At 67.2% G+C, this 15,714-nt stretch carries 14 protein-coding genes; 7 read left to right on the top strand and 7 right to left on the bottom strand.

What is annotated here, in order from left to right; genetic code table 11:
* Positions 1-51 precede the first annotated feature (51 nt).
* From AB0I34_RS33270 to AB0I34_RS33260, 3 genes are all read right to left on the bottom strand, one after another.
* The gene (locus AB0I34_RS33270; RefSeq protein WP_360452790.1) at positions 52-750 is read right to left on the bottom strand and encodes a cytidylate kinase family protein; all 699 of its coding nucleotides are present in this window, start codon (positions 748-750) and stop codon (positions 52-54) included.
* A gap of 360 nt (positions 751-1,110) precedes the next feature.
* Positions 1,111-1,476, bottom strand: a complete 366-nt coding sequence (locus AB0I34_RS33265) for a hypothetical protein (protein ID WP_360452788.1) — start codon at positions 1,474-1,476, stop codon at positions 1,111-1,113.
* Positions 1,477-1,593: 117 nt separating this feature from the next.
* The gene (locus AB0I34_RS33260; protein ID WP_360452786.1) at positions 1,594-3,333 is read right to left on the bottom strand and encodes a hypothetical protein; all 1,740 of its coding nucleotides are present in this window, start codon (positions 3,331-3,333) and stop codon (positions 1,594-1,596) included.
* Between the two features lie 152 nt (positions 3,334-3,485).
* Here AB0I34_RS33260 and AB0I34_RS33255 point away from each other — a divergent pair, with 152 nt between their 5' ends.
* From AB0I34_RS33255 to AB0I34_RS33235, 5 genes are all read left to right on the top strand, one after another.
* Positions 3,486-4,916, top strand: coding sequence for an alpha-amylase family protein (locus AB0I34_RS33255; RefSeq protein ID WP_360452784.1), 1,431 nt, complete (start codon positions 3,486-3,488; stop codon positions 4,914-4,916).
* A gap of 45 nt (positions 4,917-4,961) precedes the next feature.
* A complete protein-coding gene (locus AB0I34_RS33250; protein ID WP_360452782.1) occupies positions 4,962-5,249 on the top strand; it encodes a hypothetical protein in 288 nt (95 codons plus the stop codon).
* Positions 5,209-6,093, top strand: a complete 885-nt coding sequence (locus AB0I34_RS33245; protein ID WP_360452780.1) for a DUF1028 domain-containing protein — start codon at positions 5,209-5,211, stop codon at positions 6,091-6,093. The genes AB0I34_RS33250 and AB0I34_RS33245 overlap by 41 nt, the downstream gene beginning before the upstream one ends.
* A 219-nt stretch (positions 6,094-6,312) precedes the next feature.
* Complete coding sequence (locus AB0I34_RS33240) at positions 6,313-7,623, top strand: protein kinase (RefSeq protein ID WP_360452778.1); 1,311 nt, start codon at positions 6,313-6,315, stop codon at positions 7,621-7,623.
* A 61-nt stretch (positions 7,624-7,684) separates the two neighbouring features.
* Positions 7,685-7,981: a hypothetical protein gene (locus AB0I34_RS33235; protein WP_360452776.1), complete on the top strand. Its 297-nt coding sequence runs from the start codon at positions 7,685-7,687 to the stop codon at positions 7,979-7,981.
* 26 nt (positions 7,982-8,007) lie between these two features.
* Here AB0I34_RS33235 and AB0I34_RS33230 read toward each other — a convergent pair whose 3' ends face one another.
* From AB0I34_RS33230 to AB0I34_RS33215, 4 genes are all read right to left on the bottom strand, one after another.
* Positions 8,008-8,838 (bottom strand): sigma-70 family RNA polymerase sigma factor, encoded by an 831-nt coding sequence (locus tag AB0I34_RS33230; RefSeq protein ID WP_360452774.1) that lies wholly within the window; start codon positions 8,836-8,838, stop codon positions 8,008-8,010.
* A 206-nt stretch (positions 8,839-9,044) separates the two neighbouring features.
* Positions 9,045-9,260, bottom strand: coding sequence for a DUF6458 family protein (locus AB0I34_RS33225; RefSeq protein ID WP_360452772.1), 216 nt, complete (start codon positions 9,258-9,260; stop codon positions 9,045-9,047).
* Positions 9,261-9,347: 87 nt separating this feature from the next.
* Positions 9,348-10,526 carry a serine/threonine-protein kinase gene (locus AB0I34_RS33220; protein WP_360452770.1) on the bottom strand — a complete coding sequence of 393 codons (1,179 nt, stop codon included), beginning with the start codon at positions 10,524-10,526 and terminating at the stop codon, positions 9,348-9,350.
* Positions 10,527-10,712: 186 nt separating this feature from the next.
* A complete protein-coding gene (locus AB0I34_RS33215) occupies positions 10,713-11,729 on the bottom strand; it encodes a DNA topoisomerase IB (protein ID WP_360452768.1) in 1,017 nt (338 codons plus the stop codon).
* Between the two features lie 88 nt (positions 11,730-11,817).
* On the opposite strand from AB0I34_RS33215, the gene AB0I34_RS33210 reads away from it, so the two are divergent.
* The gene (locus AB0I34_RS33210) at positions 11,818-12,375 is read left to right on the top strand and encodes a hemerythrin domain-containing protein (protein ID WP_360452766.1); all 558 of its coding nucleotides are present in this window, start codon (positions 11,818-11,820) and stop codon (positions 12,373-12,375) included.
* A 339-nt stretch (positions 12,376-12,714) separates the two neighbouring features.
* Positions 12,715-15,675 carry a ricin-type beta-trefoil lectin domain protein gene (locus AB0I34_RS33205; RefSeq protein WP_360452764.1) on the top strand — a complete coding sequence of 987 codons (2,961 nt, stop codon included), beginning with the start codon at positions 12,715-12,717 and terminating at the stop codon, positions 15,673-15,675.
* Positions 15,676-15,714: the final 39 nt, after the last annotated feature.

Raw genomic sequence — 15,714 nt, 5'->3', positions numbered from 1 at the left:
AGGCTCCGGTGCTCTACCGGAGCCTGGCCGCACCTGTACTGAAGGCACCCTTCATCGTCCCGCTTCCCAGGCTGGGCGGTGGGGGTCGTCGTTGTGGACGACGATGTCGGCGTGGTCGGTCGGGCGGACCGTGTCGAAGTAGAACTGCTGGGACGGCATGTACCGGCTGCGATAGCGGCGCTCGACCTCGGTGGCGGATCTCGACGAGGTCTGGTCTCGGATCCGGGCGCGATCCAGCGTGTTCTCGAACGGGGCGGACACGAAGATGCGCAGGTCCCACCGGTCGATCAGCTCCGGGCGCATGAGGAAGACGCCGTCGAAGAGCAGTACGGCGTCGGCAGGCGCAGTCATGATCGGCTCGGACACTGGGGTGTCGGTGACCTTGTTGTAGACCGCTTGGTGGAACCGTCGGTCTCCGCCCGGGCCCAGCGGATCGAGCAGTACGCCGTGCAGCGCGTCGAAGTCGAAGCTGTCGTGATAGCAGCCTTCGGCGGAGTCCTCGCCGCGCCGATAGCGTTGTGATCGCGGGGTCAGGAAGTCTTCGATCGTCGCGCGGATGACCTCGCGGCCCTGCGCGCGCAGTACGACGGCCAGCTCGTCGGCCAGCGTGGTCTTGCCGGCGGCCGGCGGTCCGTCGACGGCGACGCGCGTCGGGTGCGCGTTCGCGACGGATCCGACCGCGTCGGCCAGGTGGCTGAGGAGCTCACTTCGGGTGCCATTGTCCACGTTCTGCCGCCGATCCTCCGTCATGAACTGCCGCGTCGAGCTGACCCTATGCCGGTCCGGTTGTCACCCATGAGGGATGAGGCGCGGACCGGTCAAGCCGCCGAGAATCGGCTGGGAGCGGGAGGGATCAGCATGTGGTACGTATTCATGTTCGCCGGGCTGGCGATCCTTTGCGTGGTCGTGGTTCTGATCCGGAATGCGCAGGTCAAGGCTCGCGGGAGTACCGCGGCTACGAAGAGCAACGCTCCTAGTCACGCTGAGGAAGACCGCGCTCGCAACGAGCGGAAGCGCCGTCGTGCGCAGTCGAAGGCGGACCGCCGGAAGCGCCACTGACCATCCGACGGCCCCTCCCCCGGCTCGGCACTAGCCGCGCCTCCCGACGTGTCAGACGCGGATCCAGTCGGTGCAGGTGTCTGGGCCGGTGCCGTGGTTCGTGTTCTCGCAGAGCTTCATGTAGATGGCGCCGACCGGGAACTGCGCTCTGTCGCACCCACGGTCGCCGCCGTCCCACTCGACGACGGGCTTGCGGTTGGGACCCTGCGTCCACATCGCGTAGACAGCGTTGCCGTCGACCTCTCGGTCGCAGACGCTGCCACTGGTGTGCGTATCGCTCACGGAGATGAAGTCCTTGCCCTGGTACGCGTAGTTGTAATGTGCCGAGGCCACCGGAGCCGTTGCCGTGAGCAACGCCGGTACGGCGAGCAGCGCGGTGGCACCGATGGTCAGCCGGCGGAGGTTTCCCGTGTTCATGACTCTCCCGAGACGGTTGTCGGAACTGATGTCAGCAGTCTCGTCAACCGGCCCGGTCGAGTCTTTGGCGTTGCGTGCCCAGCTCTTGTACGACGGTGCACTCCGGAGCGTGGTCGGTCAGTGTGCGGACCTGGCCGGCGTGCGTGGGGATCCCGGGGCCTTGCACACGTTCTGCGATGTGCACCGGTCCCGTTTCTTGTCGTCCCGGTCGTTGTCGCCCCGGGCCTTGTCGCTTCGGTTGTTGTCGCCACGGTTCTTGTCGTCACGGTTCTTGTCGTCAGGAGCCGCGGATGCGTCGGGGCAGGTCTTGGAGGGTTGTGCCTGTTCGGGTGTGGCGGTTTTGGGTGTGGTGGTTTGGGGGCAGGTGGGTCGGGTCAGGGTTCGGCCGACTACCTGGCGCATTGCTGGGGCCCAGCCGACTGCGGCCGTGGTCGGCTGACGCGCCGGCGTGGGTTCGGCGGATGGTGTTGGCGAGTCGGACTCCGACGGCTTCGGCTCGGACGGCTTCGGAGCGGACGGCTTCGGCTCGGACGGCTTCGGTTCCGAGGGAACGGGCTCGGATGACTGATTCGGCTTGGGCTCGGAGGGTTGGGGGTCGGTCGGCTTCGGTGCGGACGGTCGCGTCGTGTCCGGCGCGGACGGGCTGGTTGACGGCTTGGGCTCGGAGGGGCGCGTCTGCGTCGGCCGAGGGTCGGCCGGGGTCGGGCGCGTTGCCGGTCGTGGTGGTTGCGCGACAGGAGGCTCCGAGGTGGTGGGCGGTTTGGGTACGACGGGTTTCACCGGCGCGGGCGCGGCCAGCTTCGGCGGCGGAGCCGTCGTCCGTGGTGGAGCCGTCGTGCGTGGTGGAGCGGGCGCCGTGACGTCCGGCGACGGGCCGGCGGGCCAAGGCCGGAGTACTGGCGACGGACCAGCTGGCCAAGGGCGCAGAGGCGGCGGGTCGACGGGCTCGTTCGGGAGCAGTTCGCCGGTCGAGGGCAGACCGACGACTCGGCCGGACTGGTACATCCGGGCAAGCTCGAGTACGACCCGGACGTACGAGTCCGCGTTGTTGTAGCGGCGTACGGCCTGAGCGGCCCCGGCTGGGTTGCGGAGGTTCGACGAACCTGTGCAGAGGTACTGCGCAGCGCCCAGTGCGGCGTCGAACATGTTGTTCGGGTCGCCGACACCGTCGCCGTTGCCGTCCGCGTTCACGGAACGCCACGTCGACGGGATGAACTGCATCGGTCCGACCGCGCGGTCGTACACGGTGTCGCCGTCGAGCGCACCGTTGTCGCTGTCGCGGATCACCGCCACGTTGGGCCGGCCGTCCAGCGGGATCCCGCGGATTCGCCGGGTCGCCGAGCCGTCGTCGCGCAGCTGGGCGCCGCCGAACCGACCGTGGTTGGACTCCACCCGTCCGATCGCGGCGAGCAGCGTCCACGGCACTCCGCAGCCTGGATCACTGGCTGCCAACCGCGCTTCCGCCTGCTTGTACGCCCGTACGGCGACCTCGGGGATCCCGCTCTCGCCGAGCGTCTTGATCACCGGTGCACCCGACAGCACCATCTGCACAGGTTTCGCCACTCGACCGGGACCTACGGGTACCGCGGCCAACTGCTCCGGAGCGACGAACTCGGCCAGCGTCTCGTCCTCGATGAACGGATCGGCCGCTGGTGAGTCCACAAGCCCGGCGGCGGTGTCGTCGTACGAACCGGTCATTGGACTACTTGGCAGCGACGCCGCCGCCAATGCAGCGAGAGTGATCACCGCGGCGCCCGCACCCGCCAACTGCCAGCGGCCCTGAGCCGCCGGCCGACCGCGGCGATGCCGTCCGTGGCGTCGTCGTTGGCGTGCCTTGATGAGCTTGGGCACTCGCATGATCCCGATCCCTCCGCGGTCGCAGTCCAGTCCCCCAGGCCTCCCGAGGTGTTCGGGGTGGATCGCGTCGCGGATCGGTCCGACACGCTGCCCGTCCGGACTTTGTCGGAAGGGGATGGTTCGATGGGCCTCAGCCGGTGAAGGGACTCGGGATGATCCGGAAAACGCTGATCCTCGCCATCTGCCTCTGCCTGCTGCCCTTCGGTGCGCAGACCGCCGAGGGAGGTCCGCCCGGGCAACGCGACGTCATCGTCCAGCTCTTCGAGTGGAACTGGAAGTCAGTTGGGCAAGAATGCGGCCAAGTGCTCGGGCCGAAGGAGTACGGCGCGGTCCAGGTCTCCCCGCCGCAAGAGCACGTCGTACTCCCGGGCGCCGGATATCCGTGGTGGCAGGACTATCAACCAGTGAGCTACAAGCTCGACAACACACGACGTGGCACGCGCAGTGAGTTCATCGCGATGGTGAACAGTTGCCACGCGGCCGGTCTGAAGGTGTACGTCGATGCCGTGATCAACCATTTGACCGGCGGCTCGTCAGGTGGGGTGGGCAGCGCGGGATCGTCGTACAGCCACTACGACTACCCGGGCACGTACCAGACCCAGGACTTCCATCATTGCGGGCGGAACGGGAACGACGACATCGTCAACTACGGCGACCGCTACGAGGTGCAGAACTGCGAGCTCGTCGACCTGGCCGACCTGGCGACCGAGACCGACTACGTGCGCGGGCGGATCGCGGCGTACCTGAACGATCTGCTCGCGATCGGCGTCGACGGTTTCCGGCTGGATGCCTCCAAGCACATGCCGGCCGGTGACATCGCCGCGATCAAGGCCCGGCTGTCGCGTTCGGCGTACCTGTATCAAGAGGTCATCTACGGGGCGGGTGAACCGATCACGCCGGACGAGTACGTCGGCAACGGGGACGTGCTCGAGTTCCGCTACGGCAAGGATCTCGCGAAGATCTTCAACACCGAGAGGCTCGCGTACCTGCGAACGTTCGCCTCGCCGCTGCCGTCGGATCAGGCGGTGGTGTTCACCGACAACCACGACACGCAGCGCGGCGGCGGAGTTCTGACGTTCCGGGACAACGGGCGCTATGCGATGGCGAACGCGTTCATGCTGGCCTGGACGTACGGGACGCCGAAGGTGATGTCGAGCTACGAGTACAGCTCCAACGACCAGGGCCCGCCGTCGGCCGGCGATGGGCGCACGACCGACACCACCTGTTTCAGCAACGGGTGGCGGTGCGAACACGAATGGCGGGTGATCGCCAATATGGTTGCCTTCCACAACAATGTTCGGGGTACCTCGGTGACCGATTGGTGGGACAACGGCAACGACGCGATCGCGTTCGGGCGTGGCGACAAGGGCTATCTGATCCTAAACGACGAAGGCTCAGCGCTCACCGGCCGCAGCTTCCACACCAGTCTGCCGGCCGGCGTGTACTGCGACGTCTTCCACGGCGACTATTCCGCAGGCCAGTGCGCAGGACCGACGTACACAGTCGACTCAGCAGGCTGGTTCAAAGCCGACATCGCCCCCCAAGACTGCCTAGCCCTCCACTCCACCGCCAAACTCGCATGACAGGCGGCGTAAGCTGCGCTGACTTCCTGGGGATGGGTGATTCGTATGGGTTTGAAGAAGCGGTTGGCCGTTGTTGTGAGTCTTGGAGCGGCCTTGTGTGCGACGACGCAACTGGTGGCTGCGGAGGGTACACCGATCCAGCCTGTTCCGGGGTTGCCGGATGGGCCGGGGCACACCGTCGTCATGGACGTGCGGACTGGCGAGGTGCTGTCGATTGCGTCGGCCGGAGGGCTGTCCAATGCAGTTGTGAAGCAGTTTGGTGATCTGCCGGGACCCAAGACCTACACGATGGATGTTCGCACCGGGCGGTTCTTGTCGATCAGCCGGGGCTGAGTGGAGGAGTGGGATGACGTTTTCGGTTGTGGGGTTTGATTCGGGGTCGGGGTCTTGGGGGATTGCGGTTGCGTCGAAGTTTCTGGCGGTGGGGGCGGTGGTGCCTTGGGGGCGGGCCGGGGCCGGGGCGGTTGCTACGCAGGCGATGGCTGAGCTTTCGTTCGGGCCGGACGGCCTCGAGCTACTTGCTGAGGGCAACACTGCTGAGCAGGTGATCGCGCAGTTGACCGGTCGCGACGACGAGCGTGAGCACCGTCAGGTCGGAGTGGTCGACAGCCAGGGGCGGGGAGCAACGTTCACCGGCGACTCGTGCCTGGACTGGGCGGGTGGCATGGCCGGCGACGGCTTCGCGGTCCAGGGCAACATCCTCGTGGGTCCACAGGTCGTGGCGGCCATGGCCGAGACGTGGCAGAGCACCGCCGGAGACCCCTTCGAGCGGCGGTTGCTCGCCGCGCTGACAGCCGGCGACCGGGCCGGCGGTGACCGCCGCGGCCGCCAAAGCGCAGCACTGCGCGTGTGGCGCGAGGGAGCGGCGTACGGCGGTGCGCTCGACATCGCCATCGACCTCCGAGTCGACGACCACCCAACCCCAGTCGACGAACTGGCCCGCCTCCTGGACCTCCACGAGCTCTACTTCGGCAAACCCGACCCAGCAAGCCTCCTGCCCCTCGAAGGCGCCCTGGCCACCGAAGTAGCCACCCTCCTCGAAACGCTCGGCTACACCACGACTGACGCCCTCGAAACCTGGGCCAGCGTGGAGAACTACGAAGAGCGGCTAGTCCCCGGCAAGCTCGACCCAGTCGTCCTCCACCAACTCCGCCAAGCCGCGAACACCGGCCACTGACCGGCGACGAGCCGCCATCTCACATTCCAGCAAAGCCTTCCGGACATCCTCACCTCCGTACGCGGAGAGTTACCACGGATTGGCTGCCAGCAATACGTGCCCATGACGCTTCGGCAGCCGGAGCAGCCCGTTCCCAGCCGAAGAGCGTTGCCGCGGCACTAGCTAGGCTGGGCGGTGCGTAGTGGTTCGGTGACGGTAGGGGTGGGTACGGGTGTCAGGATGTTGGTAGCGGAGCGGTACAGGTTGGGCCCCTCCATCGGCCGGGGTGGGATGGGCGAGGTGTTCCGTGGCACGGATGAGCAGTTGGGGCGTCCGGTCGCGGTCAAGTTGCTGCTGCCGTCCGACAAGGACCCGCGCGCTGCCGAGCGCTTCCACCGTGAGGCGCGAGCCGCTGCGAGGCTGAACGATCCGCACGTGGTCGCGGTGTACGACTTCGGCAACCACGGCGACGGTTTCTTCCTGGCGATGGAGCTGGTCGAGGGCGGGTCCGTGGCGGACGAGCTCGCCGCGCAGGGGCCGCTGCCGAAGGACCGGGCGATCGACCTCATCGAGCAGAGCGCCGCGGGGCTGGCGGCGGCACATCAGCAGGACGTCGTACATCGTGATGTGAAGCCGAGCAACCTGTTGCTGACGACTGAGGGGACCGTCAAGGTCGCCGACTTCGGTATAGCTCACGTCCCCGAAGAAGGGGCGACCACGCTGACGGGGACAGGCCAGATCATCGGCAGCGTCCATTACCTCGCGCCGGAACGGGCGCGTGGCGAGCGGTCCGGTAAGCCGGCGGACGTCTACGCGCTGGGTTGCGTGCTCTACCAGTTGGTCACTGGTCGGCCGCCGTTCACGGCGGACCATCCGACGGCGATCCTCTACCAGCACGTCGACGCTTCACCTGGTCAGCCGAGTCTGATTCGCCCCGAACTCGGCGGCTCGTTCGAGATCGGCCTGCTCGGGATGCTCTCCAAGGATCCCGCTGACCGTCCGTCCGCCGAGGAGGTCGCGGCCGGTTATCTCCGTACGGCGTCCCTTGGTGCGGCCGCGGCCTCGCCCGCAGGGCCAGACACGACCAGCCCACTTGAGCCCCTGCAACCGCCGCCCGACAACCAGAGACGGCGGAACGCCCTGCTGATCGGACTGATCGCGGTCCTCGCGACGGCAGCCGCGGTCATGGCCGGCTTCATCCTCAACGGCAATGACACGCCGCCCCCGACGACCGATGTCGGGCCGCAACCGACCCCCAGTACGGCGAGGTCGAACCCAACCACGACCGACCCATCGCGGTCCGCAACGGAGAATCAGCAGAACCAGACCACGAAGACTCAGCCCACGCAAAGCCCTTCACCGTCACCCACCCCGTCCGAGACTCCCTCGACCACTCCGTCGGACACGCCGTCACCAACCGAGCCCACCCAGACCAAGACCACCAGCGAACCCACTGAGTCGACGCCGACATCCCCCTCGACCACACCGCCACCCGAGACCAACTCACCGAGCGCGCAGCCGACAGACACGCCACCACCTGGCGCAGAGTAGGAGGCGTAGAAATCCTTGCGGGGGGCACCGAAGATCTGTCCGCGTTTTCGGGAAGAGGACCGTGAACGAATCCGTCGTTGAGATCAACGGCCATCGGGTCGTGGCTGTGTCGCGGGTGACGACCTTGGCACGTCTCAGCGCGGGGTCGGTCTGCATCCGCTGCGGCGCCCACTTCGTGGACCGGCTGGAGATCGAGAACACCTCCTGCCCGGTCGCGGGCGACACACACGGTCACGAGCTGTTCACCAATCCCGACGACGGACTCCTGTACTGCCGGCGCTGCCCGCTGGTGGCGTACGACCTCGACGATGTCGCCACCGAACCGCAGTGCCCGATGCCCCTGCACTTCTGGCACTGACCGGGACTAACCGGGACTGGCCGCCCTCACGCGGCGGTCGGCAGTGGCTCGAGCTTCCTGCGGAGATCCCTGAGGATCCTGTTCAGCAGCCGGGAGATCTGCATCTGGCTCACACCGATGTCGTCGCCGATGTCCGACTGCGTCCACCCCTCCACGAACCGCAACTCCAGGATCCGCCGATCGCGCGGGTCCAGGTCGTCGACGACCGGACCGAGCATGTCGACGGCTTCGAGCTGATCGAAGTACCGACGGTCTCTGTCGTCGGCCACGGTCTCGCCCAACGGGGACTCCGACTCCGTGGCGGGGCGATCGAGCGACAGCACGTTGAAGCATCCTCGCGCGGCCTCGGCCCCGTTCACCTCGGTGACCTCGACGCCGATCCGGTCCGCGATCTCCGCGAGCGTGGGTTCCCGGTTGAGTTCCTGCTCGAGCAGCGGCACCGCGGCCGCGATCATGCCCTGGAGTTCCTGCATCCGGCGTGGGATGCGGACGGTCCAGGAACAGTCGCGGAAATACCGCTTGACCTCGCCGCGGATCGTCGGGATGGCGAACCCGATGAACGGCGTAGCGTGGTCGAGCCGGAAGTTGTGCACGGCCTTCAGCAGACCGAGGTACGCGACCTGTTCGAGGTCCTCGTCCTCCGCGCCGCGGCCGCGGAACCGCCGCCCGATCCCGCGGGCGATCTCGATGTTCAACTCGACGATCTCTTCGAGCAGCCGCTGCCGCTCGTTCTCGTCTGTACTGCGCTCTCTGGCTTCGAACAACGCCCAGGTTGCCGCCTCGCGGCGGGCTCTGTCCTCGGGAGTCGAACAGTCCTTGCGGACCGGGCCGACCGTGGCGGATTGGGTGGGAACCATGAACCTGACCTCGCGACGTGAGTCACGGCGTAGCCCACCTCCGGACCACGGTCATTACCTACGCAGATCCAGTACCCCATCGCATGCATGGATGAACAGGACGCGGGTACCCCATGCGCCCATGGCACGGTCGGTGGAGTGCGGCCAGAACTGCGGGCTGGGTCTCCACGACCGTGCCATCGGAGTACGACGTACGCCCAGGCGCATCAGTAGTCGCGCAGGTCGCGGCGCTCCTGGACGGTCGTGTGGGTTGTTCTGCTGCGCTGGTTCGCCAGCACGAGAGCGACCGCCAGGCCGATCGCTCCGGCGCCCATCAGCACATACCCGACCACGGTCAGGTCAACTCCACTGACCCGATCGGACACTGCGAACGCAAGCACTCCGCCGACTGCGAGCAGGAACACCGATACGCCGATCCCCATGGGATCCTCCTTACGAGCTCCCCGTTCGGACAGTTACGACAGAGAACGCGGTACCCATGCCGATCAGCACAAAACGGCGAGGTCTGCTCAGGGCTTCGGCTTCTTCGGCTTGTCCTGACCCGGCTTGTCGTCCTTCGGGCGATCAGCCGGTCCGGGGTCCGGCGGCTTCGGCTTGCTCGGATCCGACTGCGGCAACGGCACGAGCGTCGTCTGGGTGACAGTCTGGATCGCGGCCGGGCTCGGTGGTGAAGACGTCGTGGGTACGACGGGTGGTGGGGTGATACGGCTGTCGCTCGGGGACAGCTGATTCGTCGTCGGGAGCTTCACATCCCTTGTGGCGAAGACGATGCCGAGAGTTGCCGACAGCACCAACGCCAATCCTGCGACAACCCCGGCGCGCACCGGCCTCGCGGCCGTCCGGCGTACCGGCAGAACTCCGGCGTCCGCTTCGACCGGTGGCTGGACGCCGTCCGCGAGCTCGGCCGCGGTCGGTCGTTGCACCGGGTCCTTGGTGAGCATCCAGAGAAGCAGCGCTTCGACATCGCCGGCCAGTTCAGGCCGGAGTTCGCTCGGCGGCACCGGTTCGCGCTGCACGTGCTGGAACATGATCGACGCCGGCTCGTCGGCGAGGAACGGCGGATGGCCGGTGACCAACTGATACAGCACACAGCCGAGCGCGTAGACATCGGACGGCGGCTCCGCCGGACGACCCAATGCGCGTTCCGGGGCGAGGAAGTGACTCGTGCCGACGATCTGCCCGGTCGAGGTCAGAGTCGTGGTGCAGTCCTCGAGAAATCGGACGATGCCGAAGTCGGCGACCTTCACGGTCTCGTCATCGGCCAGCAACAGATTGCCTGGCTTGATATCGCGGTGGACGATGCCCAGCCGGTGAGCCTCTGCCAGCCCAGCCGCAGCCTGCCTGACCACGTGTACGGCGCGATCCGGTGCGAACAGGCCCTCGCGCCTGAGCTCGTCGCCGACCGTACGACCGCTGACCAGCTCCATCGCCAGGTAGCAGCAGCCGTCATGGTCACCGAAGTCGTACGCCGTGACGACATGTGGATGACGGATCCGCGCGGTAGCACGCGCCTCCCGCAGGAACCTCTCCGACGCCGCGAGCGTCCCCGGAACCGGCAGCATCAGCTTGACCGCCACGTCCCGCCCCAGCGCCTGATCCGTCGCCCGGTAGACCTCCCCCATCCCACCGCGACCGATCGCCCCCACGATCCGGTACCGGCCCGCAATCACTTCCCCTGCTCGCTTCACCGCCCATCGGTACCCCCGCCGAACCGACGCATGTACGCCGGACATTCCGCGTTTCGCCGCGGGTACAGGGCAGTCATACCGCTTCGCGTCGAGCAGCACCGGCCAGGCCGAGTGCAGCCAAGCTCGAGAGCCGGGTCTCGTCCTGGCACTGGGGTTCGGTGCTCGGCGCGGAGCACCACGGCCGTCTTACGATCGGGTGTCCTGGTCCAGGAGGCGGTTGACGGAGCGTTCAAGGGTGGCGCGGGTCTTGTCGTCGTCGAGGTCGGTGCCGGCGCGGTCGACGGCGTCGGTGATGGTGTGGCCGTGCTCGTACTGCTCGACGACGCGCGGATCGACGTACGACGTACGGGCGACAGTCGGGGTGTTGCCGAGGTGATCGGACACCTCCTCGAGCATCTCCTTGACCGCCGCGTTCAGGGCCTTCTTCGTCGTCGGCGGGTCCGCCTCGGCGAGGTCCACCGCGGCGTGCACGGTGGCGGTCCACGTCCGGAGATCCTTGACCGTGTAGTCCTCACCGACCAGTTCCTGAAAACGCTCGTTGATCATGCCCGCGTCGATCTCGTGGTAGCCGTCGTCGTCGCGATACATCAGTAGACGTGGATTCTTGTGCCGGCCACGTTTCAGCGACCGTACTGCGGTCACCAGCCGATCGTCGTCCAAGTCGATGGTCCGCCGCTGCCCACCCTTCGCGACGAAGTCGAACACGACCTTGCCCTCGCTGACCCGGACATCGTTGCGCAGCAACGTCGCCGCACCACGACTGCCGTGCTCCTCGGCGTACTGCGTGTTGCCGGTCCGGAAGACACCGTAGTCGAGCATTCGCAGCGCCACGGCCAGCACTCGACGCCGGTCGAGACCGCGCTTGCACAGGTCCGCGTCGACCGCCTCACGGAAGGCCGGCAGCTTGCGCGCCAACCGGCGTACGCGATCGTGCTTGTCCTCGTCCTGGGCCGAGCGCCAGTCGTCGTGGTACAGGTACTGCCGCCTGCCGGCGTCGTCCGTGCCCATCGCCTGGATGTGGCCGTTCGGGTACGGGCAGATCCACACGTCTTTCCAGGCAGGCGGGATCGCGAGCGTCCGGATGCGTTCGACCACATCGGTGTCCTTGAGAACCTTGCCCTCGGCATCCAGATAGCTGAACCCACGCCCACGCCGCCGGCGCGCGAGGCCCGGCTCGTCAGGATGGCTCCGCCGAAGTCGCATACCCCCTCAGTACCCGACTCCATGCCTTGCATATGCCGGCTTGGCCTGGGTACCGGCCTCGCCACCAACGAGGCGAGAGGACACACAGATGGCTGTGGACGTTGTCGATCTGATCATGCAGGACCACCGCGAGGTCGAGCGGCTGTTCGACGAACTGAAGGACGAGCCGGAGAAGCGACCGAACCTTCTGCCGGTACTGACGACCTTGCTGACCGCGCACAGCCGGGCCGAGGAGGCGGAGGTCTATCCGGTCGCAGCGTCGGAGGCCGGCGAGAAGGAGGAGGTGTCGCACAGTCAGCAGGAGCACATCGAGGCAGACCAACTGCTCGCCAAGCTCGCCGCGACCGATCCGGCCTCGGCCGACTTCGACAAGGTGCTGCAGAACCTGATCGACGCGGTGTCGCACCACGTCGAGGAGGAAGAGAGCAAGGTCCTTCCCGGGATGCGAGCCAATCTGTCGGACAAGCGCCGCCGCGAGCTCGGCGAGGCGTTCGTTGCCAGCCGCAAGCAACACCTCGGCGAACAGCCCGGCGATATCACCCGCGACCAACTCGCTCAACAGGCCAGCAACGCAGGCATCCCCGGCACCTCAGACCTCCCCAAGAAGAAGCTCCAGAAGAAGGTCCAGCGCGAGGCAGAGCGCTGATCCAGGCACCCGTACCTCAGGAGATGCAAGGGAGGAGCGTAAAGCGGGCGTCGCACGGATGGGGGTGGTTGGGTTCCGCCAGAGGAACAAGGTGCTCGCGCCGGATGACGTGGTGCTGACGCCGGACAAGTTCACCGGCCGGGAGTGATCGGTTACTGACGCCAAGTAGGCGTTTGAAACGGGGTATTGCGCGGCTGGGCTCTTGGCTTCATGCTGGCGGTCACTTCGGTGCTCACGGGGGGCTGTGAGGGATGGTGAGGACACGTGGGCCTGGGGGGCTTGATGGGGCGTTACGCCGGGCTACGCCGATGCGTGGCTGCGGCCTGTGTGCTGTTGTTGGTGCCATTGGCAACGACCGAGTCAGCGGCCGCCGCGCCGGTGCCGGGTGGATTCAGTGAGCAGGTGGTGTTCACCGGGCTGAGCAACCCGACGAACGTCGCGTTCTCGCCGGACGGGCGGGTGTTCGTCGCGGAGAAGAGCGGCCTGATCAAGGTGTTCGACTCGCTCGACGACCCGACGCCGTCGATCTTCGCCGACCTGCGGACCCAGGTCTACAACTACTGGGACCGCGGCCTCCTCGGGATGGCCTTGCACCCCGACTTCCCCGCCGATCCACGCATCTACGTGCTGTACACGCACGACGGCCTGATCGGCGGACCGACACCGAAATGGGGCACCGCCGGCGCCACAGACGATCCGTGCCCGTCACCACCAGGTCCGACGAGCGACGGATGTCAGGCGAGCGCCCGGTTGTCGGCCGTCACCCCGAACGGCGCCGAGCAGGTGCTCGTCGAGGACTGGTGCCAGGTGTTCCCCAGCCACTCGATCGGCTCGATCGAGTTCGGCCCCGACGGCATGATCTACGCCGGTGGCGGTGACGGCGGCAGCTTCGGGTACGCCGACTACGGCCAGGACGGCTTCCCGGCATCGGACGAAACACCCGACAACCCCTGTGGCGACGGCCAGGCACCCGTCGGTGCGAAGCTCACCTCGCCAACCGCTGAAGGCGGTGCGCTGCGCGCCCAGGACGTACGCACCAGCGGCGACCCCGCAAGCCTCGACGGCTCCATCATCCGGATCGATCCGGACACCGGCCTCGCCGCACCGGGCAACCCGGCCGCGGGCAGCTCCGATCCGAACACTCGCCGCATCGTCGCGCACGGCCTGCGCAACCCGATGCGATTCGACTTCCGCCCAGGAACCAACGAGCTCTGGATCGGCGACGTCGGCTGGACCAAGTGGGAAGAGATCGACCGCATCGTCAGCCCCACCGCGAAGGTCACGAACTTCGGCTGGCCCTGCTACGAGGGCCCGGGCCGCACGGCCGCCTACGACGCCCTCAACCTCAACATCTGCGAGAACCTGTACGCCGCCGGCACGACCGCGGTCGCCACGCCGTACTACACCTACGACCACGCCTCGCACATCGTCACAGGCGAGACCTGCAGCACCGGCAGTTCGTCGCTCTCCGGCATGTCCTTCTACGAGAACGGCAACTACCCACCGGAGTACGACGGCGCCCTGTTCTTCTCCGACTACAGCCGGCAGTGCATCTGGGCGATGCTCCGCGGCGCCAACGGCCTCCCGGACCCCGGCCGCATCGTCAACTTCGCATCGGGCTACGGGACGACCAGACTGCAGAACGGTCCAGGTGGCGACCTGTTCGCCGTCGACTACGACAACGGCCGGGTCCTGCGCTACGTATACAGCGCGACCAACAACCCGCCGACCGCGGTGATCGACGCAGATCCGTCCAGCGGACCGACACCGCTGACCGTCACCTTCGACGGGACGGCATCGAACGACGCCGACGGCGACGCCCTCACGTACGCCTGGGATCTGGACAACGACGGCCAGTACGACGACTCGACCGCGCCAACTGTGCAGCGCACCTACACCACCAGCGGCGCCGCCATCGCCCGGCTGAAGGTGACCGACAGCCACGGCGGAACCGGTACGGCGACGACCCAGATCAACGTCGCCAACACCGCACCGACGGCGTTGATCACGTCACCTGGTCCGGCGACGACCTGGAAGGTTGGCGACACCATCAGTTTCGCCGGCACTGCCACAGATCCTGAGCAGGGCACGCTTCCCGGCTCGGCGCTGACGTGGGCGCTGATCATGCATCACTGCCCGAGTGATTGCCATGCGCACCAAATCACGGCGATGACCGGAGCCAGTGGCACGTTCACCGCGCCCGATCACGAGTATCCGTCGTACCTGGAACTGCGGCTGACCGCGAAGGACTCCGGCGGGCTGACCGACGTCAAGAGCGTGCAACTGGAGCCGAAGACGGTGAAGCTCACATTCGGCACGCAGCCGTCGGGTCTGCAACTGACCTACCTGAACAAGACCGCGGCCTCCCCGTCGACCGGTACGGCGATCGTCGGCTCGAGCGGATCGTTGTCCGCGGGCCTCCTGCAGTCGTCGGCGAACAACCTCTACCGGTTCGCCTCCTGGTCGGACAACGGCGCCCGCAACCACAACTTCGTCGCCCCGGCGACGCCCGCGACGTACACGGCGACGTACGTGCCGAAGCGCAATCTCGCCCGCGGCCGGGCGGTCGCGGTGTCCAGCGTCTACGCGGCCGGCCGGGAAGGATCGAAGGCGGTCGACGGGTCCATGACGACGGCCTGGACGAGCAAGCGCAGCGACCCGCAGTGGCTGCGGGTCGACCTCGGCTCGGTCCAGGTGGTCAACCAGGTACTGCTCAACTGGTCGTCGGCGTACGCGAAGGCGTACCAGATCCAGGTGTCCGGCAACGCGCAGACCTGGAAGACCGTCTACTCGACCACCGTCGGGAACGGCGGTACCGACAACGTGGTGTTCGGGGCGATCTACGCGCGGTACGTGCGGATCAACGCCACCGCTCGCCCCGCGGTGGGCAACTATTACGCGCTGTCGGAGTTCGGCGCGTACGGCGACCGCGGGCCGATCACCGGGATCGCCGGCAAGTGCATCGACATCTACCAAGCGCGGACGGACAACGGCACGCCGACCATCCTCTACACCTGCCACAGTGCCACGAACCAGCAGTGGATGCAGTACGAGGACCGGACCGTGCGCTCGCTCGGCAAGTGCCTGGACGCGCGCGGTACGACGATCCGGTCCGCGGCGGTGCTGTGGACCTGCGACGGCAGTGCCGGTCAGAAGTGGTTGCCTCGCCCGGACGGCTCGCTGCTGAACGTTCGCTCCGGCCAGTGCCTCGACGCCACCGGTGCGTCCAGTGCCAACGGCACCAAGCTGATCATCTACACCTGCCATGTCGCCCCCAACCAGAAATGGGTGCTGCCGTAAATCAGTCGAGTCGCCGCCTGGCCGCACCTACGCTGGAGG

The organism is Kribbella sp. NPDC050281 (assembly GCF_040655855.1).
Lineage (GTDB): Bacteria > Actinomycetota > Actinomycetes > Propionibacteriales > Kribbellaceae > Kribbella.
The sequence above is the reverse complement of the archived record's forward strand: the minus strand, read 5'-3'. Positions and strand labels throughout refer to the sequence as shown.